This is a genomic window from Dyadobacter sp. CY347 (genome assembly GCF_021502655.1).
Taxonomy (GTDB): Bacteria; Bacteroidota; Bacteroidia; order Cytophagales; family Spirosomataceae; genus Dyadobacter.
On sequence record NZ_JAKFFT010000005.1, the window covers coordinates 18,357 to 39,546 of the forward strand.

General features: G+C 45.9%; 16 protein-coding genes. 2 read left to right on the forward strand and 14 right to left on the reverse strand.

Annotated elements, in window-relative coordinates; genetic code table 11:
* Window positions 1-10: 10 nt before the first annotated feature.
* The 3 genes from L0659_RS14440 to L0659_RS14450 form a co-directional block, all read right to left on the reverse strand.
* Entirely contained in the window at window positions 11-3,532 is a 3,522-nt protein-coding gene (locus L0659_RS14440) for a TonB-dependent receptor (protein ID WP_235126907.1), read from the reverse strand.
* A gap of 220 nt (window positions 3,533-3,752) precedes the next feature.
* Complete coding sequence (locus tag L0659_RS14445) at window positions 3,753-4,829, reverse strand: FecR family protein (RefSeq protein WP_235126911.1); 1,077 nt, start codon at window positions 4,827-4,829, stop codon at window positions 3,753-3,755.
* A 68-nt stretch (window positions 4,830-4,897) separates the two neighbouring features.
* Window positions 4,898-5,482: an RNA polymerase sigma factor gene (locus L0659_RS14450; protein WP_235126912.1), complete on the reverse strand. Its 585-nt coding sequence runs from the start codon at window positions 5,480-5,482 to the stop codon at window positions 4,898-4,900.
* 188 nt (window positions 5,483-5,670) lie between these two features.
* Between L0659_RS14450 and L0659_RS14455 the strand changes: the two genes are divergently transcribed.
* The gene (locus L0659_RS14455) at window positions 5,671-7,161 is read left to right on the forward strand and encodes an alpha-amylase (protein ID WP_235126914.1); all 1,491 of its coding nucleotides are present in this window, start codon (window positions 5,671-5,673) and stop codon (window positions 7,159-7,161) included.
* A 78-nt stretch (window positions 7,162-7,239) separates the two neighbouring features.
* Here L0659_RS14455 and L0659_RS14460 read toward each other — a convergent pair whose 3' ends face one another.
* The 9 genes from L0659_RS14460 to L0659_RS14500 all read right to left on the reverse strand — a co-directional run bounded on the left by L0659_RS14460 (window position 7,240) and on the right by L0659_RS14500 (window position 16,094).
* On the reverse strand, window positions 7,240-7,479 hold the full coding sequence (locus L0659_RS14460; RefSeq protein WP_235126915.1) for a hypothetical protein: 240 nt from the start codon (window positions 7,477-7,479) through the stop codon (window positions 7,240-7,242).
* A 114-nt stretch (window positions 7,480-7,593) separates the two neighbouring features.
* Complete coding sequence (locus L0659_RS14465; RefSeq protein WP_235126916.1) at window positions 7,594-8,481, reverse strand: dienelactone hydrolase family protein; 888 nt, start codon at window positions 8,479-8,481, stop codon at window positions 7,594-7,596.
* Window positions 8,482-8,609: 128 nt separating this feature from the next.
* Window positions 8,610-9,098: an ankyrin repeat domain-containing protein gene (locus L0659_RS14470; protein ID WP_235126917.1), complete on the reverse strand. Its 489-nt coding sequence runs from the start codon at window positions 9,096-9,098 to the stop codon at window positions 8,610-8,612.
* Window positions 9,099-9,281 (reverse strand): hypothetical protein, encoded by a 183-nt coding sequence (locus tag L0659_RS14475; protein ID WP_235126919.1) that lies wholly within the window; start codon window positions 9,279-9,281, stop codon window positions 9,099-9,101.
* A 117-nt stretch (window positions 9,282-9,398) separates the two neighbouring features.
* Window positions 9,399-11,804, reverse strand: a complete 2,406-nt coding sequence (locus tag L0659_RS14480) for a TonB-dependent receptor domain-containing protein (protein WP_235126921.1) — start codon at window positions 11,802-11,804, stop codon at window positions 9,399-9,401.
* A gap of 96 nt (window positions 11,805-11,900) precedes the next feature.
* Complete coding sequence (locus L0659_RS14485; protein ID WP_235126924.1) at window positions 11,901-14,090, reverse strand: outer membrane beta-barrel family protein; 2,190 nt, start codon at window positions 14,088-14,090, stop codon at window positions 11,901-11,903.
* 146 nt (window positions 14,091-14,236) lie between these two features.
* Window positions 14,237-15,301, reverse strand: a complete 1,065-nt coding sequence (locus tag L0659_RS14490; RefSeq protein WP_235126926.1) for an AraC family transcriptional regulator — start codon at window positions 15,299-15,301, stop codon at window positions 14,237-14,239.
* Between the two features lie 123 nt (window positions 15,302-15,424).
* On the reverse strand, window positions 15,425-15,913 hold the full coding sequence (locus tag L0659_RS14495; protein WP_235126929.1) for a DUF6169 family protein: 489 nt from the start codon (window positions 15,911-15,913) through the stop codon (window positions 15,425-15,427).
* The gene (locus L0659_RS14500; RefSeq protein WP_235126931.1) at window positions 15,906-16,094 is read right to left on the reverse strand and encodes a hypothetical protein; all 189 of its coding nucleotides are present in this window, start codon (window positions 16,092-16,094) and stop codon (window positions 15,906-15,908) included. Before L0659_RS14500 ends, L0659_RS14495 begins: the two co-directional genes overlap by 8 nt.
* 370 nt (window positions 16,095-16,464) lie before the next feature.
* Here L0659_RS14500 and dgoD point away from each other — a divergent pair, with 370 nt between their 5' ends.
* Window positions 16,465-17,613 carry a galactonate dehydratase gene (gene dgoD / locus L0659_RS14505; RefSeq protein WP_235126933.1) on the forward strand — a complete coding sequence of 383 codons (1,149 nt, stop codon included), beginning with the start codon at window positions 16,465-16,467 and terminating at the stop codon, window positions 17,611-17,613.
* A 23-nt stretch (window positions 17,614-17,636) separates the two neighbouring features.
* On the opposite strand, the gene L0659_RS14510 is transcribed toward dgoD, so the two are convergent.
* Both L0659_RS14510 and L0659_RS14515 read right to left on the reverse strand, forming a co-directional pair.
* A complete protein-coding gene (locus L0659_RS14510; RefSeq protein WP_235126934.1) occupies window positions 17,637-19,484 on the reverse strand; it encodes a PQQ-binding-like beta-propeller repeat protein in 1,848 nt (615 codons plus the stop codon).
* 10 nt (window positions 19,485-19,494) lie between these two features.
* Window positions 19,495-21,183, reverse strand: coding sequence for a RagB/SusD family nutrient uptake outer membrane protein (locus L0659_RS14515; protein ID WP_235126935.1), 1,689 nt, complete (start codon window positions 21,181-21,183; stop codon window positions 19,495-19,497).
* Window positions 21,184-21,190 lie beyond the last annotated feature (7 nt).

Genomic DNA, 21,190 nt, shown 5'->3' on the forward strand with positions numbered 1-21,190 from the left:
TTATATCAGTTTAAAAGGACAGGTTAACACCGAATGAGATCGAACGGGACATAGGATAGGATTCGCGGTTGATTCCCTGGGACAAGGAGTTGTCGCCCTGGAAGTTAGCCTCTGGATTATAACCCGGGAACTTGGTAATGTAAAATGCGTTGATCGCCGTGGCATATATCCGAAGCCGCGCCAGTTTCAATCGGTCTACAATGGCTTGCGGCACCGTGTAACCCAGTGAAATGTTCTGGATATTGACAAATGTGCCCTTGTACAGAAGCGAACCGCTCAGGTTGGTGCCGTCGTAAGATTTCCGGCTTGGCGCCGTGTACTTGCCACCTGGGTTTGTAGGCGTCCAGTAGTTCTCGAAATAGTCCACAGTTGTGTTGTTCTGTCCGGTGCCTCTTCCATAAATGTTTTCCATCTGACGCATGGAAATGTCACCGCCCTGCGTCCCGTTCACCTGCACGGTAAGGTCTATTCCCTTGTATTCGAATGAGTTGGTCATACCCCATACAAAATCTGGAATGGCTGAGCCGATGATCGTATTATCACTTGCGTCAATGATCCCGTCGCCGTTCACGTCGGCCAGTTTGGGTGTTCCCGGGCTTGAACGGAAGCGCCAGCTTGGGTTGTTTGCGTTCACAATGGGCGATGTTTTAACATCTTCCCAATCACGGTAAGGGCCTAGGTAACTTGCTCCGTAAATGCCTGCAATCGGGCGGCCTTCCGTGGTGTAACCATCATTGTTAAGCAACGGGCGTTTGTCTTTGCCAATATCCAGCACGCGGTTTCTGTAATACGAGAGGTTGGCATTGGTCGTCCATTTCAGCTGTCCAACGAGGTTTCGGGTGGTGATGGAATATTCAAAACCACGGTTGCGCATGGCTCCAATGTTGGCCATATACGAACCAAATCCCGTAACCACAGGCAACGGCATACTGAAGAGCATGTTTTTGGTATGACGATAAAAGTAGTCTACGGTAAGCGCAATGCGGTTATTAAGCAATTCAGCATCCACGCCAGCGCCCCAGTCGGTTGTAGATTCCCAGCCTAATGAAGAGTTTGCAATTTTGCCTTCGGTATAGGATGGGGAAACGGCCGATCCAGCTCCCAAGACATAAGAAGAAGCATTCAATGTGCTTAATGCCAGATAGTTATCAATTCCTGCATTTCCAATAATGCCCCATCCACCACGAATTTTCAGGTCATTAATGTATTTTTGTAAAGGAACAAAAAATGCTTCATCCGATATACGCCAGGCTGTTGACACAGATGGAAATACGCCCCATTTTTTGTCCTGGCCAAATTTCGATGAACCATCACGGCGGATACTTCCTGTCAGATAATATTTTCCTGCATAATTATACATGACCCGGCCGAAACTTCCGATCATCGCCTCGCTGGAACGGTTTGTCCGCGCGTCGGTTTGGGGGTTCAGAATGGTAATCGGTTGATTTAATGTTGGGATGAGGTCCGTAGGATAGTCGTATTTCATCAGGTAAGAATTCCTGAATTGCGATTCTTCCACAGAATAACCTGCCACCGCGCTTACCGAATGCTTTCCAAATTCTCTTTGATAGGTCAGGAAATTCTGCGAGTTCCAATATAAGCGATTATTGGTTTCATTAATGCCCTGCGATCTTGAAAATGTCGCCGAAGCCGTTGGTACTGAGCTCGGATTGAAATAATCCCGTTCCCGGTAACGATATTCAGTATGGAACTCTGAGCGGAATTTCAGGCCTTTTACAATATCAATTTCACCGTATAGGGTTGAAAGGTTCTTGAAATTCCGTCGCTTATCCTGCTTTTGGAACAAATGCAATGGGTTGATAAAAAATGCAAAGTTCCAGTCCCAGGGATCCAAAAGAGTATTTCCGTAAAACACGGGATCTCCGCTGGCGTTTGTTGCATTCCAAATTGGCGGCATAGCAACGGCATTGTAGAAAGGGTTGCTGTTGCTTCCGCCTTCAATGTTCGGGATCACATTGGAATTTTCGAGCGTTGGCGCCAGCAACAATCCTGCACGAATGCGGTTTGTCAGTTTCAGGTCAATGTTGGCACGGAATGAAAAACGCTTGTAATCCGAGTTCATTACGATCCCTTTCTGATCAAAAAAGCCGCCTGAGATCATGTAGTTCACATTGTCCGTCCCTCCGGAAGCTGATAACTGAACGTCTGTTACTTTGCCTGTTTGTGTAATCAGGTCCTGCCAGTCGGTATCATAAGGCATTTTGTAAATGGTATCACTAACCGTGATCCAGCGATAAAAAAGGTTTCCCGGAGCCGCCATACCCGCGGCATTGCTTGAATATCTCTTCCAGTTTTCAATACGCTTTTCGGGAGAATCTGTCCATTGCCATTGCGGCGCGTCCAGGTTATCCGTTCCAAAATTCGGGTCTTCCACAATGTAGGCGTTCGCACGTGCGTCGTCCAGATATTTCAGGAAATCGTCGCCATGGAGCACGTCAATTTTGTTGATCATCCGGTCGAAGCCATGACTTGCGTTAATGCTTAATGTTGGCTTGCCTTTCTTTCCTTTTTTAGTCGTGATCAGTATCACCCCGTTTGCAGCCTGGGTTCCGTAAATGGCGCTGGACGAAGCATCTTTTAGGACTTCAATAGATTCAATATCAGCTACATTGATCCCATTCAAAGGATTTTCATCTTTGTTGAAACCATCTTTCAAAGGAAAACCATCGATCACGATCAACGGATTGTTGCTTGCATTAATGGAGCTCACGCCGCGTATACGAATGTTGGTTCCGCCGCCGGGCGCTGTGTTGGAATTGGCAATTTTAACACCTGCCATTTTCCCGGCCATCGCAGCAGCGAAGTTCGCCATAGGTTTGTCTTTCAAATCACGGCTCGAAACGGATGATATGGCTGTTGAAACGTCACGTTTTTTCTGCGTGCCGTAACCCACAACCACCACTTCGTCCAGTGCTTTGTTATCCACTTGCAGGGAAACATCCAGCACGGTTTGGGACGACACCACAATTTCCTGGTTGAGGTAGCCCACGAAGGAGAACACCAGGGAAACATCACCGTCGGGAAGCGCAATGGAGTATCCGCCGTCGGTGTTGCTGATGGTTCCGCGCTGGGTTCCTTTTACGATAACGCTCACACCGGGAAGCGGCTCCGATTTATCGTCGGTGATCTTTCCGGTCAGGGTCCGCTCTTTGGAAATGGGCTTGGAAGCAAGCATATCAATGTGCTGCTGACTGGCCTTGCGCAAAACAATGTGCTCACCCGACACTTCATACTGAATGCGAAGCGGGTTAAAAAACCGGTCGAGCACATCCGAAAGCTGCTCCCCGGAGGACTCGAAGCTGAACGTGTTTTCAGGCTTGGGCAGGGTAGACCTGTATGCGAATTTTACGTTGGCTTTCTTTTCAATCGCCAGCAGCGTCTTATCGAACGACTGGTTTTTGACGTGTATTTTAACCGGCCGTGAAAGCACATTCTGCGCTTTCGTGGAATGGGCGAGGGAAATTCCCGTACACATCACCGCTAGGGTTAGCTGCAATAATGACCTTTTCATAAGCTGGTACAGAAAGGCTTGGTTTAGTAATTTTTTGTTCATTAATTTAAATAGGTTTTGAAGTGGAAAAACAAAACATTGGTGTCTGGTTGCTGCCAGTAACCTCAAATTTCCCGGACCGGTAATGTTGCTGCATTACCGGTTCAGTTTTTTCAGATGGAGTGTTTACGGTCCTTGCTGTTTCATGATAGGTAAAGGGTTTAGGTTCAGATGTTTCATGTTATTCCGTGCAGCCTTGTCCGATGAAGATGACCTGCCCGTCGATGACGTTATACCGCGCGTCCACCACCTTTCCGATCAGTTCCAGCTTCTCAAAAAGCGATTCGTCGGAAAGTGACATATTCAGCCTGCAATTCTTGAATGTTTCTTTGTCGTAAATAACCTTAATGCCGTAAATGTCTTCCAGGCCCTCGAAGATTTTGGAGATCGGTGTATCGGTATACGTATAGGTTTTCAGCTGTTCCGCCGTGATCAGGACTTTGGGTTGTGCCACGACCATGCGGGTGAGCAACTGGTCTTTTTTGGTATAAACCGCTTTTTGATTGGGGGTTAATGTCAATCCTTCCGTTTCTGCATGCTCTCTGCCGGTTTCGGAGCTGTATACACGCACACGGCCTGAGCTTACTTCCACTTTAACATCATCGTCAGGATAGGCCAGGATTTTGAACTGAGTGCCTAAAACCTTGGTTACCAAACCATTGGCATACACATAAAAAGGTTTTTCTGCATTTTTGGTTACATTAAAAACGGCTTCGCCTTGAAGGTAAACCTCACGCCGGTCGTCACTTTCCAATGTGTATTTTACACGGCTGTGGGGAGCTAATGTGATCGTGCTGCCTTCGGATAGCGCTATCACCTCTGCCTGCAATCCGTTATTGACGCGCTCCGTTTGACCCTGAGACCCGTTTATTGCCTTTTTCGCAATGGGCATCACGGTCACCTGGGGCCTGAACCAAACAGCTATGCCAAGCAGAATTAACACAGAAGCGGCAATGGAGAAATAAATAAGCCGTCTGCTGACCGGCGCAGGTTTTTCCTCTTCAATGTTATCAAAAATCGCCTGCCTGGCTTTCTCAATTTCCGCTTCGGGGACATCCGTATGGAAGGCAGCAAGCGCATGGATCAGGTTCGCGGCATGGTCCATAACAGACGATTGGTGCGGATACGCTTTCCTGACCGCATCCCAATATTGCATGCCCTGCGCATCGGGATATTTAACCCATTGGATAAATCTGTCGTCCTGAATAAAATCGCGAAGCGTAAAGCCCGCGTAACGGTGCATTTGTTCCTGGTCCATATCTTGACAGATACAAGCACAAGAAAAACGTACTCATTAAATTACAAAAAATGTTGAAATAATTCGATTTAAGTCAAAAGAGCCACCACCAACATCGAAACTGGAAAAAACGGCAGTTCTGCGCGTAATTGCTGCATGGCGCGGTTTTGCAGGTTTCTGACAGATTGCGTATTAATATTCATGATCCTGGCGATTTCATCTGCGGAAAAATCGTGGTAATAGCGGAGCTGAATGGCTTCCTGCTGGCGGATAGGCAGTTTTTGCAGTGCTTCATGGAGCATTTCGAGCTGGATCCGGTTATTTTCGTCCATGATCCAGCTGGTCTCAATGTCTTTTTCGTTGGGGAACCAGTTGTCTGCCAGGTCGCCGTCGGCGCTGAAAACGAAGCGGTCGGATTCGGAAGAACGGATCAGCTTGTTTCTTAATGATCTGTACAAATAAAATCGGGGCGACGCTACTTCACGCAGTTGGGAGCGTTTGTTCCAAAGGTGCAGAAAAAGGTCTTGAATACTGTCCTGGACGAGTTCGTAATTGGTGCAGACCCTGTAACCATACCGAAATAAATCATTTGCAAAGTAACTGTACAGCTTTTCAAAGGCCGCAGCATTCCCCCCGCACATTTCCTTCCAGTATTCCTGTTCGTCTAGCCTCATCACTTTTATTGCGCTCAATTGCGAAGTAATGATAAATTTATCAAATAATATATATAATAATTTTAATTTACTTTCAATTTTAGTATAACCACGCAACCAGGGATCCCAGCCTTGCTTTCTGCGCCGGTATAATTATTTAAAGACCCAAACCAGCTGCATTAAACCCCGCAGCACTTCATTGACAGTATATGGAAAATTTTACAATGCTTCAATTCTTCGAATGGTACTATCCCGCGGATGGATCGCTATGGAAACATTTTAAGAATGAGGCTGCACGGCTCAAAAATCTGGGCATTGATTCGGTGTGGTTGCCGCCCGCACACAAGGGAATGGAAGGAGCGGATTCCTCCGGTTACGATTCTTACGACTTGTATGACCTGGGAGAATTTGATCAAAAAGGTTCAGTAAGAACAAAATACGGCACAAAACAAGAGTTGATCGAGGCCATTGCAGCCGGTCAGGAGGCAGGTTTGCAGGTTTATTGTGACATTGTTTTGAACCATATGGGCGGGGCCGACGAAAAGGAACCGGTGCCTGTAAAAGAAGTGACGCCGGAAAACCGCAACGAATTTGTGAGCGATACTTTTGAAATCGAAGCTTACACCAAATTTACATTTCCCGGCAGGGCAGGGCAGTACTCACAATTTGTGTGGGATTACCAATGTTTTTCGGGTGTGGATTATAATGCCTCAACTGAGCAAAATGCAATTTACAGCATTCAGAATCAATATGGCGACGGCTGGCAGGATGTGCTTGATCTGGAAAACGGAAACTACGATTACCTGATGCTTTCCGACATTGAATTCCGTAATCCGCATGTACGGCAAGAGCTCAAAAACTGGGGAGAATGGTTTGTCGAAACTGTCAACTGCGATGGATTTAGGCTGGATGCGATCAAACACATGGATCCCGCGTTCTTTAATGAGTGGCTGGACCATTTGCGTGGAAAATATCAAAAGGAGTTTTATACAGTGGGTGAATACTGGGCACCATATGACCTGGGTTCCATGCTGGCTTACATTGAAGCGACCGACAAGCGGGTTTCCCTTTTTGACGCGCCGTTACAAGCCAATTTTTTCAGGGCTTCCAAAGAAAATGAACATTACGATCTCCGGACAATCCTGAACGATACGCTGGTCCTGACCATGCCGGAGCTGGCTGTAACATTGGTAGAAAACCATGATACACAGCCGCTGCAATCATTGGAACAAACCGTTGAAGGCTGGTTCAGGCCGATGGCTTATGCTATTATCCTCCTCCGTGAAGCGGGTTATCCCTGCATTTTTTACACCGATCTGTATGGTTCAAAATACAAGGATAAGGGAAATGATGAGGAGGAGCATGAGATTACATTGCTCAAACTGGATGTCCTCGAAGCGCTGCTATATGTTAGGAAAAAGCTGGCTTACGGCACCCAGCATGATTATCTGGATGAACTTAACTGCATTGGATGGACTCGTGAAGGAGATGATGCACATGAAAATTCAGCATGCGCGGTTTTGATCTCAAATCATGAAAATGCTTCAAAAACAATGTTCGTAGGCGAGCAGCACGCAGGGAAAACTTTTGTGGATTATTTGAATTTTGTTCAGGAACCGGTGGTGATAGGTGAGGATGGCCATGCAGAATTCCACGTGAACGGGCGGTCCGTGAGTGTTTGGGGAGTTCAGAATGGCTAAAACAAAAGTCAAAGGATAAGGTGCAACATTAAAAAGTCTATTCAATCTGAATAATTTGCCAGCACAATTCCTGGCAAATTATTTTTCCTTTTCTTCGTCGTCTTCAACTCCTTCAAAGTAATTTACCACAGTCATTAGGGGTAAAGTGGTCCTGTCGGCAGCATTCGACATTTGTATAACGGCGCGGTCAATGTTTGTTTTGTCAAAACCAATAAAATGCCCCTCGATCATTTCGCCTGGCCGAACCTGGTACGCAATCGCTTTATCAATGTATTTCGAAGCCCGCTTCTGCAAGCCCGTAAGTTGTAGTTCCGACATTCGTTTTCTTGTTGATATTCCTGATTTTAGTTCATGCAAATATCTTTCCAAAGCGCTTTCCTAACAGGGCTGGATCAAAATTAGCAGGGTAAGAGATCATGGCTGGTGACAAAGCTAAGCTAACTTCTGCTTGAAAAAGTCGATCGTACGCTTCCAGGCTAGTTCGGCGGCTGCCTTGTCGTATCGGGGAGTGCTGTCGTTATGAAAGCCGTGGTTTGCATCGGGATACATGTAGGCCGTGTATTCCTTGTTATTTTCTTTCAAAGCTTTTTCATACGCAGGCCATCCTTCATTCACACGCGTATCCAGGCTCGCGTAGTGCAGCAGTAGCGGCGCTTTTATTTTTGGCACATCCTCAGCAGCGGGCTGACCGCCGTAAAAAGGCACGGATGCAGCAAGTTCCGGCACCCTGACGGCCATGGAATTGGCAATAGCGCCGCCAAAGCAGAAGCCTACAACGCCGATTTTGCCGTTGCAGTCCTTGTGGTTTTTCAGGTAATCAAATGCTGCGATAAAATCTTCCAGCATTTCATTCCTATCCCGTTTGCTCTGCATTTCACGCCCCTTATCATCATTTCCGGGATAGCCGCCCAGCGGTGTCAATGCATCCGGTGCGATGGAAATAAATCCGGCCAATGCAGCCCTTCTGCCTACATCTTCAATGTACGGGTTCAGGCCACGGTTTTCATGCACCACGATCACGCCGCCAAGTTTTCCGGTAGCGCCGTCGGGTTTTGAAAGGAGTGCTTTAATATTTTTTCCGCCCTTTGGAGAATCATAATTGATATAATCCGATTTCAACCTTGGATCATTCGGCTGAACCTGGATAGTGCCCTGGTAATCCGGCATCAGGAAGCTCATGAGCGATGCCACAGTAACACCGCCGACTGCATACGCCGACAGATTCTGCATGAAATTTCGCCTGTCAATCCGGTCGTGGGCGTAGTCGTCGTAAAGGTCAAAAACTTCCTGCTTAATGTCTTCTTTTCTGATCTGGCTCATGTTCGGTCGTCGTAAAGGTTTTTGTTTCTGCTAATATAGAAAAGCATTTTACCCCTAAAATTTACCGACATTACCCGAAAAGACATGAAACCTCGGACATTTAAATGGTGACTTCACTAACCTGTGATTCAAGATTCCAAAACCGCAATCGCTTCATGGTTACCTTGTTGTAAAGCCAGGTCGTAGACCGACAAGCCCCGCGCGTCGAGAAGTGTTTTGTCGGCACCTCTTGCCAGGAGCAGCTTAACCAACTCATTTCGCCCAAACATCGCTGCGAACATCAATGCCGTTCCGCCGTTTCCATGTTGCATATTCAAGTCGGCACCATTATCAATAAGCAGTTCAGCGATCTCAGGGTAGCCTTTGAATGAGACGCCCATCAATGCTGTATTTTTACCAAAATCAAAGCCATTTACATCTGCGCCAGCTTCCAGCAGCAGTTTTGCAGTCTCGTATTTATTGTTGTAACAGGCAATGATCAGCGGCGTATAGCCCTTGTCATCCTGGACGTTGACATTGATTCCCCGTGAAAGGATCTCTTCAATCACAGCATTGTCGCCCACGCGTGCTGCATGTATCAGGACGTGATCCAGATTTACATTTTCGATAGTTCCCATTTATAATGCGTTTGCTTCCAGTTTGCTTTCAATTTCCTCTTTTGTGCCTGTTACAAAATGCTTTTCACCGTTTTTCAGGACCAGAAGACTAAACCTGAAATCTGCATCAGGGACTATTTCTTCAACATCAGTGCCGTTAATAACGATTTCACTGGAATCTTCTTTCAATGTAAAGCTGGCCATACCCATATTCTGGTTTGTTCGAAAATATCAAATTGTGATAGGGAAGGTCAAAAAGCATGCCACCATGGGGAACCATATATCACGTGGTTTTTCCGATATATTGAGTAATGTTTGCTCCTAGTTGTTGCCTTCGCCGCCTTTCTTATCATCATTGCTGATCCGTTTTTTCTGACGCGGGCCACTTGTCATTTGTCCGAATTCATATTTAAGATTAATGCGCCAGCCGCGGCGATACATAGCGATGTCCTGGATTTGTACAAAATTAGGCCCTACGAAATCATTCCGCCATTTGATCTTCCGGTTGAAAGGATTGTCATAACCAAAACCAATGGTTGCTTTCTTTTTCAGTAATTCTTTTTGTAAAACCATGTTGTAAAATCCGAATCCGCCATACTTCCCTTGCAGGTTAACCCGCGCAGAATTATAAAATCCAAACAGCTGCGCCTTGATCCCTTTTCCAAAATCAATGCTCGAATTCAGGTTGACCCTATACATCCAATCTGCGTTACGCGCTTTCAGTTCCTCACTTTCCAGAACATTATAAAATACGTTCAGTGAGCCATTTACACTCCATTGTTTGGTGATCTTTGTGTTGGCGCTCAGGTTCAGGCCATATGCAGAATTTTGGGCAACATTCTGGAAAATCTGCGTCAGTACGCCGCTGGTGTCGACTGTGCTGATGTTTTCAATAGCACTGTTTGTCTGGCGTAAAAAGAAAGATGCGTTAAAGCTGGTTTGTTTAATAGAAACGCTATAATTCGCTTCAATAGAATGTGTTAGCTCCGGTTTGAGATAAGGGTTTCCTCCGTACTGGTTTTTAGAATCTGCTTGATTTACATATGGGTTCAGGTAAAAAAACTGCGGCCTCTGAATGCGCTGTGTGTAGCTCAGCCTGAGTTGTTGGTCCTTTTTGATGCTGCGCGATAGGCTGATGCTGGGAATAATGTTCCCGTAATTGTTTGAAAATGAAGCTGTCCCGTTTAAAAAACCGGCTTGGATGAATGTGTGTTCGTAACGCGCGCCCAGATTTATGCCCCAGCGTTTCTTGGGCGTCCGGGTGTATACGACATAAGCAGAAGTGACCTGCTGGGCATAATCGAAAATATTCGCCAGCTGTGGCATATCCCTGAAATCCGTGGAGCCATCAATTGCGCTGGAAATGCGGTAATCGCTCAGGATCTGCCGGAAGATCGTTTTTGACCCCAGTTCCAGCGTGCTGATGCTATCGATCGGATTGGTGAAATCCAATTGGACCGTGCCTTCCTTGTTGTTACTAATGTTGTAACTTTTTTCACGATAATAAACCGAATTCTCACGATTAAGGAGGTTGGACCAATAGTCACTGTCCTCACCTTCAAAGGAATACATCATAAGCAGCGTTAATTCCTTTTTTGGTTTTTTAAACAGGCGCGTGTAATCGAGGTTCACTGTTGCCCCGGCCCAATCGTAGGTGCGGCTCATATCCCGGTGGAAATATTGTCTGGTCGTACCCAGGCTGCTTTCGGTAAAATCTATATTGAAATCATTCGTATTTACCCCATTGTAATAATTGAAACCGGCGCCGATCCTGTTCAGCGAATCCACATCCCAATCTACATTCACAGTCGCGTAAGAATTTCTCCCAGTTCCAGTGATGCGTTGCGGCTGATCCTGATCGATAAGTGTATCCCCGTTTGTAAAAGAGCGGCGGAGTTGCATGAAACGCTTGTTTTTCCAATCGTTGAAACCTCCGTTCGCGGAAATATTAATGGCTTTCATGCGGTGGTTAATGCTCGCATTTTGCCAGTTGTTCCACTGTCCGAAATTCGGGCTGATCGATCCGCTCGTGCCGCGCAACGTATTTTTCTTGGTAATAATGTTGATGATCCCGGCTGTGCCCTCCGCATCGTATTTCGCTGACGGTGAGGTTATGACTTCCACCTGCTTAATAATGTCCGCGGGAATTTGCTTCAATGCATCCGATACGCTCCGGGCCACAATGCTGGACGGTTTGTTGTTGATCAAAACCTTAATATTCGAGCTTCCGCGTAACTGCACATTCCCTTCAATGTCCACTGCAACGGAGGGGATTTTTTTGAGCACATCTGTCGCATCGCCGCCTTTGATACTAATGTCTTTTTCAGCATTGTAAACCATCCGGTCTGCCTTCTCTTCGAACAGTGCTTTCTGCTCAGTAACAGTCACTTCACTGAGATTTTGAACTGTCGGCGCGAGCTTGATAATGCCGGTTTCAATGTCTTCGTCGCCAGCCGTAACCTTCTCAATTGTTTTGGAAACATATCCCATCATGGAAGCCTGCACTGCATATTCTCCCCTTTCGACCTTATTAAAAACAAACCGTCCTTTGGAATCAGAATTGACGCCTTGAATGATCTTGCCATCTTTTAAAAGCCCCACTGTAGCGAATTCAATAGGCTTCCCCGCGGTGGAATCCATCAACAGACCAGAAATCTTAATTTGTTGTGCAAAAGAATTGGAAATAGTCGCTGCGATTAAAGCGATTGCAAATAAAACTTGTCTCATGGCTAGGGGTTTTAACTCGTGGTATCGCAATGACGAGCCAACCCTAAAAACGTTGCAGATTGTGAGTGATTTTTTTGTGGCCGCATCCAATGCGCTTTAATTGCCAGCTCGGTTTTCCTCTGCGCTCGTCCTGCTTCTTTTCATGTTATAATCAGCCTTTCCGAAGTTATAAGTCAATGTGAATGCCAGGCGACGGGTTTTATACCGGTGTGTAAACTGGTTGTCAATAATGGATTTTTCCCGAAAAACGAGCCTGTATTGGTGCGTATAAAAAACATCGTAGAAATTCAGTTTGGTGCTTAATTTCCCGCGTGCCCAAGATTTTTGTAAGCCAAAATCCAGGTTACCTTGTGACTTTGCAATGTATAAGCTACTTCCGCTTTTCGATTTATAACGGTAAGTCGCATCAACGGTGAACCCGCCAGGCAGATTGAAAACCTGACTGCCGTTAATCGTGAAATCTGTAACACCCACTGCATAGGTCTTGCCCAGGTAAGGCATTTCTTGTTTGTTATAATAAATCAGGACATTATGCGTCGCTTTCCACCAGCTTGTAATTGCAAACGTGTAGCTCGTTTCCAGGCTTGCAAAATCACTAAAGGGAAGGTTCATACCCAGATAAAGCAAATCATTGGTAACAGGATTGTATTCCGGATAGCGGGCCATAAAGTCCTTTTCACGGCCCAGGGACAAGGTTGTGGTCCAATCTCTAACACTGTAAGATAATTGAACTGAGCTAGTAATGGACGGACGCAGGTTCGGATTGCCTACCCGGTAATTCAACGGACTCAGATAAAAACGGAACGGATTGAGCTGATCAAAATTAGGGCGGGTAATGCGTCTGGTGAAGGCCAGGCCAAGTCGCCCATCGGCATTGAATGCATAGGAAAAGTTCGCGCCTGGGAGCCAGTTGAAATAATTTCTTTCACTGAATATCCCTTCTGTTACCGAGTTGGCCTGCGTACGCGTGTGCTCCGTTCGCAGGCTCAGACTGACATCCCACTTGTCGAGTTTATAGGAATAAGAAGCATAAGCAGCCGCAATATATTCGCGGTAGAGAAAGCGGTTTGTGCGTCCTGCATCCGGCTCAAACGTGCCATTCATCGCTAATGTGTCGTATTTCAGATCATTGTTCGTTGCAATGGCCACATATTTGGCACCCGCTTCAACCGTTGCTTTTTTAAAGTTCTTGGTATAATCCAATTGTACATTACGGATTGAAATGTCATTTCTGAGGGCCGTTTTCCAATAGCTTCTCAATGCCTCCCTGAACACATCCCGGATCTGAATGTCCTCGTTCTGCCGGCTGTTGATTTTTGCCAGTGATCCAAAAAAAGTCAGTTTCCCGTTCCTTAGGTTAATGTCATAACTGGCGTTCACTGAATAATTACGCTGCTTAGGAGCAGAACGGTTTTCTGTCCGGTTCATGCCAATGGTATTTTGTTTCAGCGAATCAGTAAAGGTCAATGTGTTGAATGCATCCAGTTTGCGGTTCGCCTGATAAGTTTTCAATGTTACTTCCAGACGCTGGTTTTTTCCGATGGCATAATCTGCTCCTAATTGCACCATTGGATTGATGTTAAACGTCCTAGTCCAGGTGTTTGTGGTCAGGTAATTCTTGTTGGCCAGCCGTTGCAACGCGTCATATTGGTAATAATCCCGACCGAGCAAATAACTTCCGCGGAGCGTGTAGTTCACTTTTTCTGTTTTGTAAGAAAGGTTCAGGCTGTTATCGGAATAGGAGTAATTGTTTTGCCGGAAACTGGCATTCAAATTGCCCTTCCAGCCCACTGAAAGGTCGCTTTTGAGACGGATATCAATGATGGCTTTGTAGCGCCCGTCATAACGGGATGATGGATTGCTAATAATCTCAATAGTCTCAATCTGATCCGGATTAAGACTATTCAAATAAGCCTGCGACTCTTCGGCGCTCATTTCTACGGGCTTACCATTGATAAAAATAACTGGATTATTCCGTCCCGATAGCAGCAGCGTTCCATCTGGACTGACGGCGACACCGGGCGCTTTTCTGAGGATATCCATCACATTGGCAGAGGTTTTGAAAATGCTGTTGCCGGCAATGTTCAGCACCATTTTGTCGGAATGATATTGTACAGCAACTTTTTCGCCCTTTATCACAACCGAATTCAACAGGATCGAATCCTTTGTCAGCGTATAACCTGCCAGGTTAATGCTGTCGGAAACGGGGTCGGGAGTGCTGGTTTGGGCATGAAGGGACAATGTCCCGAGAATCAGGACGAGGGAAATGGAAATGAATTTGAGCATGACTAACATTTGAAGACTGTATGCGGAATTGAACAGCTCAAATGTAGGCTTGGGGCATCAGGCAGGGGTTTGGACTTCTGTTTTCAGGTGTACGAATTTATAAATCCGCACGAAGAGTAATGAGCAAAGATTTGTCAATCAAATGGTTAGACAACGGAAGCTTTGCTCAGCTTTTCCTTATAGGCAAGTGGCGTGGTGCCCTTTCGTTTCTTAAATGATGCGTAAAAAGTAGATTTCGAATTAAAACCAACCTCATAACCGATGGCTTCCAGTGAGAATGGGCGGTTTGCTTCAATCATTTTACAAGCTTCGTCAATGCGAAACGCATTAATATAAGAGGTGAAATTTTTGCCAACGTGGTCATTCAATATTTGAGACAGCAGGTGCGGGGTTACATTTACGGCTTTGGCCAGCTCGCCCAAAGTCAGGTTCGGATTTTTGAACAATTCCTCGCGCTCCATGATCTGATCCAGCTTTTGTAATGACGCAGCAGCTTCGTCAACGCTCACTTTTTTATTTGCGGACTTGGCGTTGATAGCAAACGGATCTTCCTTTCCTTTCAACAAATACATGAAGACCATGCTGTATAAAACGAAGGAAAAAATAAGCGCACCGCCAAAATACGTGTTGTACATCCGCCCAAAAAACAGCGCCATAGCAAATGAAATGAAGACGATTGCATTGGCAGAAAAAATGGCCAGAATCCATTTCTCGGCATTTTTAACATTGTTATTTTTAATCAGATTTGACCATAATACCCTAAGTTGCACCCCAGCAGCAATGATATAGCCAAACCACACCGCGTAGATTATTTTAGCAAAATATGTATTCCAAATCTGCGGATAGCTTGCGTAGGGAACCAGCACGCCAGCTACAACAATGATAGCCAGCAAAATACCGATCTTTATTTTCCAGCTTTTCGGCGGGCTAACCGTCTGTTGCAATGTTGATTTGACAAAATAAAACAATGCAGGCCCGATCAGAAAACATGCAGAAAGGCCAATTTGCAGGTAAATTTTAGGTAACGCAGGATTGAAGTACGCAAAAACCGACTTGCCTATACGGATGCTCAATGCAAGCAGCAGACAGCCGAGGAAAAAGCTGGAAAGATTGCGTTTACGAAAAAGAAAAATAAAATAAATGCCCAGAATAAGGCCATTGAAGGCGCCTAGTGCACCAAAGAAAAACAGGATGTATTTACCCTCAATCATTGTCCCGCAAAAGTTTGGCTGATGACGCTGAACAAATATAGCCCCGGCAAGACCTAAATTCAAAACCTCAGATTCACTTCTCAGACAGTTTAACCTCAATGTCCTTGTGCGTTGCCATAGAAGTTAATCCAAATCAAACTTGTCGGTAACATCCTTGTCGCCTGAATAATAGATTTCAATTGCTCGTTTGTATCTGGTGTTGTCCCTATGTATCAGAAGCGACGAATAAAATAGCTCATCCTGATAAATTACCTCCCTGTTGTATTTGTGAATTTCCTCTTGGGATACAAGTTGATGCCATGCGTCGAACTTTCGGTTTCTGGATCTTGCCTTACCGTCCGCGTCGTCACAATGATATGTAATGATCATTTCAGGATTGACAATGATCCTCTTTGAGACAATGTCTGTAATAGTTGCCTGTATTTTTGGGTCACGAAAGCGGGACTTCGGCACCGCGGAGACTTCAAAGGTAAAAACGTCTGTAAATTCTGGATTATAAGGAAACCAGCTTCTATCGTTGACGATAATGATTTTGAATTCTATTCCATGTATAGTGTGGAAGTGGTAAATCCTTGTTTTAGGATCTATCCAGTATAAGTAAATTTCAGCCAACTTCTATGCCCATTGATTCAAGTTCGGATTTTGTAATTTCTCCCTTCAAATATGCTTTGAGGTTTTTTTTAGTACTAATCATCTTGCCGAAAATAGAATCTTCTGAAACTGAACCTATCTTATTTCGCTCCTTTACGGCATTACTAACTTCTGACGCTTTCACTTTCGCTATTTTGTTCATGGTCGAGAATTTTTTGATCAATGGTAAAGTTAATCAAAAACGATGCTGATCGAGATATTTCCAACTTCCATTTTTCTAACGGTTGCCATTCGCATTTTTCCGGTAATTTTTCTTTTCTCGCAGCCAAACAATAAAATCCCGGAGGGATGAAACGTCATGCACGTCGTGTCATCCCTCCGGGATTTCATTTGCTTATACGTCATTTTTCTCAATGATGTTGTATCCCGCTGGGGTTTTTTAATCATTCATTGCTCTGAGATAGCGTTTGTGTGTTTTGTTGGTTAGTCCGCTCATTATAAAATCTTCTTCCAAAGCTTTCATCAACAACAGGAAAATATTTCCTTTAATGCTTCATTAATTAATTGTCAGGATGAAAATTAGAAGTTACGAGCTTTTTCAGGTGCCGCCGAGGTGGTTATTTCTTAAAATAGAGACGGATGAAGGCATTATTGGCTGGGGTGAGCCGGTGATTGAAGGGAAAGCAGCTACGGTGAAAGCGGCGGTGATTGAGTTGATGGACACGCTGATCGGCAAAGATCCGATGGAAATTGAAGGACATTGGAACACCATGTACAGAGGTGGTTTCTACCGCGGCGGGCCTATATTGATGAGCGCCATTGCCGGCATTGATCAGGCGCTTTGGGACATTAAGGGGAAATTTTACAATGCGCCTGTATACCAGCTGCTTGGTGGGAAATGCAGGGATAAGATCAAGGTTTATTCATGGATCGGGGGCGATAGGCCTTCGGATGTGGCGATTGCGGCGAAATTGTCGCTGGATAGTGGCTTTAAGGCCATTAAAATGAATGCAACGGACGAAATGCAATACATTGATTCTTACGAAAAGATCGACCTCGTTTTGCTTCGGGTTGCTTCTATTCGCGAGGCGGTGGGTTATGCTTTGGATATTGGGGTTGATTTCCACGGTCGTCTGCACAAGCCGATGGCGAAAGTTCTGGCAAAGGAATTGGAGCAATTCAGGCCAATGTTTATTGAGGAACCGGTGCTGCCCGAGAACAACGAGGCACTTCGTGAAATTGCCAACCATACTTGCATCCCGATTGCTACGGGCGAAAGAATGTTCAGCCGCTGGCAGTTTAAAGAGTTGCTCACCCAGGGTTATGCGGACATTATCCAGCCGGATCTATCGCACGCCGGAGGCATTACCGAATGCAAAAAGATCCTTTCAATGGCCGAGGCTTTCGATGTTGCCGCTGCTCCGCATTGTCCGCTCGGGCCTATCGCGCTCGCTGCGTGCCTCCAAGTGGATGCGACTTGTCATAATGCATTTATCCAGGAACAAAGTCTGGGCATCCATTACAATCAGGGAAATGATCTGATGGATTATCTCGAAGATAAAACGGTTTTTACTTACGAAAATGGCTTCGTGAACATCCCTTCCGGCCCTGGCCTGGGCATTGAGATCAATGAAGAGCAGGTGCGAAAAATGGCCGAAGTAGGACATAACTGGAAGAACCCGCTTTGGAAACATGCGGATGGAAGCGCTGCCGAATGGTAATTTCCTGAACTTTTCCTGCGTCATTAACGCGTCTTCAAAAGTGCAATCTTCCCATCCATGGTCGTAACCAGCAATTTGCGTTTCCCGACAGGCGTTATGCCGCTGACGAGTCCGTTGGAAATTTTGTGTTTCCATATCGTTTCACCGCTGCTCCGGTCAATGGCGCAAACCATTCCGGAGTTGCTGGGAACGTAAAGGATGTTATGGGTTTCGACCAAGGCGGTGGGTGAGATCTCGTAGGGTAATTTCAATTTGGCTTTCCAGCTCAGTTCCATGGAATCGGCTTGGGTGGAAACGCCGTAAATGTCGCCGTCCATTGTTTTGACAAAGACGAGGCTGCTATCCGAGGAAAGCCCGATCGATTCCCGCACGCGCACTGTTGGTATCTGCTTGCGCCAGATCACTTGGCCGGAAGCTGCATTGAGGGCGGTCATGTAACGGTCTGGCGCTACAATGAAGACGCGGTTGCCGGAAGCGACAGGATAAACGGCTGCTGGTGAGAACATTCTGTTGGCTGCTCCATTGTTCCACTTCCAAACCAATGCGCCGGTTTTCAGGTCCAGCGCATAAAAGTCATTGGCCCAGCATCCGAAAAAGATCTTGCCCTGATAAATCAATGGCTTGGTCACTACAAAGCCTTTCACGTCTTTAAAATCCCAAACGAGCTGGCCCGTTTCCAGGTTCAACGCCCGGAAATGCCCATCTGAGCCGCCCGTAAACACCTTACCGTTCGCAATGACCGGATTGGCTACAATCGGTTTTTCAGCGCTGAACTTCCATTTGAGCTTGCCGCTTTTTATATCAACGCAATAAATGTTTTTATCGCTGGAAGTAATGACAACGCTCGATCCGGATGTAGCCGGCGTGGAGTAAATTTTTCCATTCGTTTTGTATTCCCATAGTTTCTTTCCCTTTTTGTTCAGAGCAAACAACAAGCCTTTTGTATCAGAGCACAGAATCGTGTTGTTATGCATCGTTACACCTGACCCTATATCGCTGTCATCCTGATAGTTCCATAACATTTTGACATTCTTGAACTCATCATTGACTGCGTAAGATGGGCGTGGGAATTTTTCGGTGTTTTTTGAAAATTGGTGGTCTGTTAATGTTACTTTTTTCCATTGTTTGAGGCTGTCGGAGAATGGTCTTTTTATTTCAAAAGATGCTTTTCCTTCGCTAATGGTCACAATGTTATAGCCCCCGATTTCCTCTTTTGCTCTCAGGTTAGAGCGGCCCATTACGCCGGGGATTTTCTCAAAATTGAATTCCTTGTTGCTATGCCCGTGACCGCACAGAATCAATTGCACATTGTTCTTTTTCAGTCTGTCCAATGCGTCGTACCAGTTGTTGAGCGCTGAATCTTGTGGATAATGGTTGAGGTAAATGACAGGCATTTTTGGATCGGGCAGCTTGCTTAGCGTGCTGTCGAGCCATACCAAATGTTCCCTCGGGACCTGGCCGGGGCCCATGCGCATATTGGGCCCCGACGCTGTTCCGAGAAATGCGAAACCTTTGTGCAAAAAATAAAAAGATTCGGCGCCAAAAATGGTTTTGAAACTATTACTCCCGCTTTCCGACCAATTGGAATCGTGATTGCCGGGAATGACATGCCACGGTTTTTGCAGACTGTCCAATATCGCTTTGGCCAGAGAGAGTTCATCATCGGAACCGAATTCCGTAATGTCGCCAGTCACAAAGACGAAATCCAATGTGGGATTGGCATTAATATCCTTCACCGTGCGCATGAGATCCTCCGCGCCCGTGGAGCCGCCGACGTGCGTGTCGCTGACAAACGCAAATTTGAAATTCTGATTTTGTCCAAAACAAAACGGGGCAATGCATAGCAGCACGCAAAACGCAAAGTATCTCATAATCTGTGAATTATTCCCAACCCGGATTTTGTGTTAATGCTGATCCGGCATCCTGGTAAAGCTTGATCTGATCCAGTGGAATAGGGGTCAGGTAAACTTTCGGGCTTTCAAACAAGCGTTGTGATTCGGGTTTTGATGCAGGGATTATGTAACCTTCCGCAGCATCACCTTCAATGATCGCGTCCGTGTTCGGATAGTCGGCTTTCTTGATCCATGCGCCCCGGTTAATGTCCGGATTGGCTTTGGTGTCCGTATATTCCATCTTCTTCCAGCGGGTCAGGTCATTTAGTCTGAAACCTTCCATCATTAACTCTACACGGCGTTCGCGACGGATTTCCCATAATAATGCAGGCACCGTTTTGTCGCGTTTGGGATCATCGTACACTTTTCCGTTCACAGCGGGTAAGCCGCCCAAAACTTCCAAAGGCGGTAAAGCAACGCCCGGACGTGCGCGTAACATATTCACGGAAACATCCAGATCTGCCTGAACCATTGCACCCAATTCCGCCGAAGCTTCGGCATAATTGATCAAAACTTCTCCATAGCGGATCACGGGGCCGTCGGTCTGGTTCAGCGAACCGCTTCCTTCGGGCAATTCTTTGGTTTCTTCGTTGAGGAATTTCAATGTGGCGTAACCGCTAGAAGCTGCATTAGGCGCATATTTGCTCACACGTAAGGCATCCACGAATGTAGAGGTAATGCGCGGATCGCGGTTTGTCATCACATTTTTGATCGTTTTGTCACCCAAATACAGCGGTGAAACAGCGATAGGCAATCCGTCTTTTGACAAATAACTTTCAATAGCACTTTTAGACGCCCCGGATTGCGGTTCCTTGTTGTTATAGCTGTTCAAACTGTGCGTAAGCTGGCCCGTTTCATATTTTCTATACAAGATCATTTCTTTTGAACCAGCCAATGTAATCGACGAAAACAACGAGCGGTAATTTTCTGCAATAGAATAACGGCCAGATTTAATGACTTCATTAGCAGCCCATTTGGCAGCTTCCAGATACGTCTTCGCCCGAGCCTGATCGATGTTATGGTATTTAAGATATGTTCCTTCAAACAAAAACACGCGCGACATGAAGGCCAGAACTACCGATTTATTTACAGTCAAGCCCTTTTCACCATCATCTGCACGGACGTTTGTGGCGGCAAACTGGAAATCTTCGAGAACCTTGTCCATCACCTCTGTACGCGGCTGCCTCGGCTTGTAAAGCCCGGCTACATCGGTTTCTGCCAGAGCCTTATCATAAAAAGGCACATCGCCGTAAGTGCGCACCAGATCGTGGTATTCCATGGCCCTGAAAAACCGAGCGATCCCCGACCAATGCGCAATGGCTTCCTGCTCCATAGGCACTGTCTGAATGCGGTCCAGGAATAAATTCGCCTTCCTGACCCACGTAAACGTCCATGTTGTGGAAGTCGCCGGAACGTTTTTCGTGAACTGCGTAGGGCTTAATGGTGCAAAATCATCATTCAATGTTTGTCCGGTAAAGTATCTGCCGAACGTGAAACCTGAGCCATAAGCAGCAAAATAATTTGGATAAAATCCCCAGGCAAAGGTTCTTACATTCTTTTCATTGGTCCAGTAACTGTCATCCGTGAGCGCATCCTGCGGCTCGCGGGTGAGGAAATCTTCCTTACATCCCGTTATAGCAAGCAGCGAAATGGAAAGGATGAGAAATATCTTTTTCATAATGACT

Excerpts from the sequence above, each read along its gene's own strand:
- L0659_RS14440 (WP_235126907.1), bottom strand. The coding sequence starts at position 3,532 with ATGAAAAGGTCATTATTGCAGCTAACCCTAGCGGTGATGTGTACGGGA.
- L0659_RS14445 (WP_235126911.1), bottom strand. The coding sequence starts at position 4,829 with ATGGACCAGGAACAAATGCACCGTTACGCGGGCTTTACGCTTCGCGAT.
- L0659_RS14450 (WP_235126912.1), bottom strand. The coding sequence starts at position 5,482 with ATGAGGCTAGACGAACAGGAATACTGGAAGGAAATGTGCGGGGGGAAT.
- L0659_RS14455 (WP_235126914.1), top strand. The coding sequence starts at position 5,671 with ATGGAAAATTTTACAATGCTTCAATTCTTCGAATGGTACTATCCCGCG.
- L0659_RS14460 (WP_235126915.1), bottom strand. The coding sequence starts at position 7,479 with ATGTCGGAACTACAACTTACGGGCTTGCAGAAGCGGGCTTCGAAATAC.
- L0659_RS14465 (WP_235126916.1), bottom strand. The coding sequence starts at position 8,481 with ATGAGCCAGATCAGAAAAGAAGACATTAAGCAGGAAGTTTTTGACCTT.
- L0659_RS14470 (WP_235126917.1), bottom strand. The coding sequence starts at position 9,098 with ATGGGAACTATCGAAAATGTAAATCTGGATCACGTCCTGATACATGCA.
- L0659_RS14475 (WP_235126919.1), bottom strand. The coding sequence starts at position 9,281 with ATGGCCAGCTTTACATTGAAAGAAGATTCCAGTGAAATCGTTATTAAC.
- L0659_RS14480 (WP_235126921.1), bottom strand. The coding sequence starts at position 11,804 with ATGAGACAAGTTTTATTTGCAATCGCTTTAATCGCAGCGACTATTTCC.
- L0659_RS14485 (WP_235126924.1), bottom strand. The coding sequence starts at position 14,090 with ATGCTCAAATTCATTTCCATTTCCCTCGTCCTGATTCTCGGGACATTG.
- L0659_RS14490 (WP_235126926.1), bottom strand. The coding sequence starts at position 15,301 with ATGATTGAGGGTAAATACATCCTGTTTTTCTTTGGTGCACTAGGCGCC.
- L0659_RS14500 (WP_235126931.1), bottom strand. The coding sequence starts at position 16,094 with ATGAACAAAATAGCGAAAGTGAAAGCGTCAGAAGTTAGTAATGCCGTA.
- dgoD (WP_235126933.1), top strand. The coding sequence starts at position 16,465 with ATGAAAATTAGAAGTTACGAGCTTTTTCAGGTGCCGCCGAGGTGGTTA.
- L0659_RS14510 (WP_235126934.1), bottom strand. The coding sequence starts at position 19,484 with ATGAGATACTTTGCGTTTTGCGTGCTGCTATGCATTGCCCCGTTTTGT.
- L0659_RS14515 (WP_235126935.1), bottom strand. The coding sequence starts at position 21,183 with ATGAAAAAGATATTTCTCATCCTTTCCATTTCGCTGCTTGCTATAACG.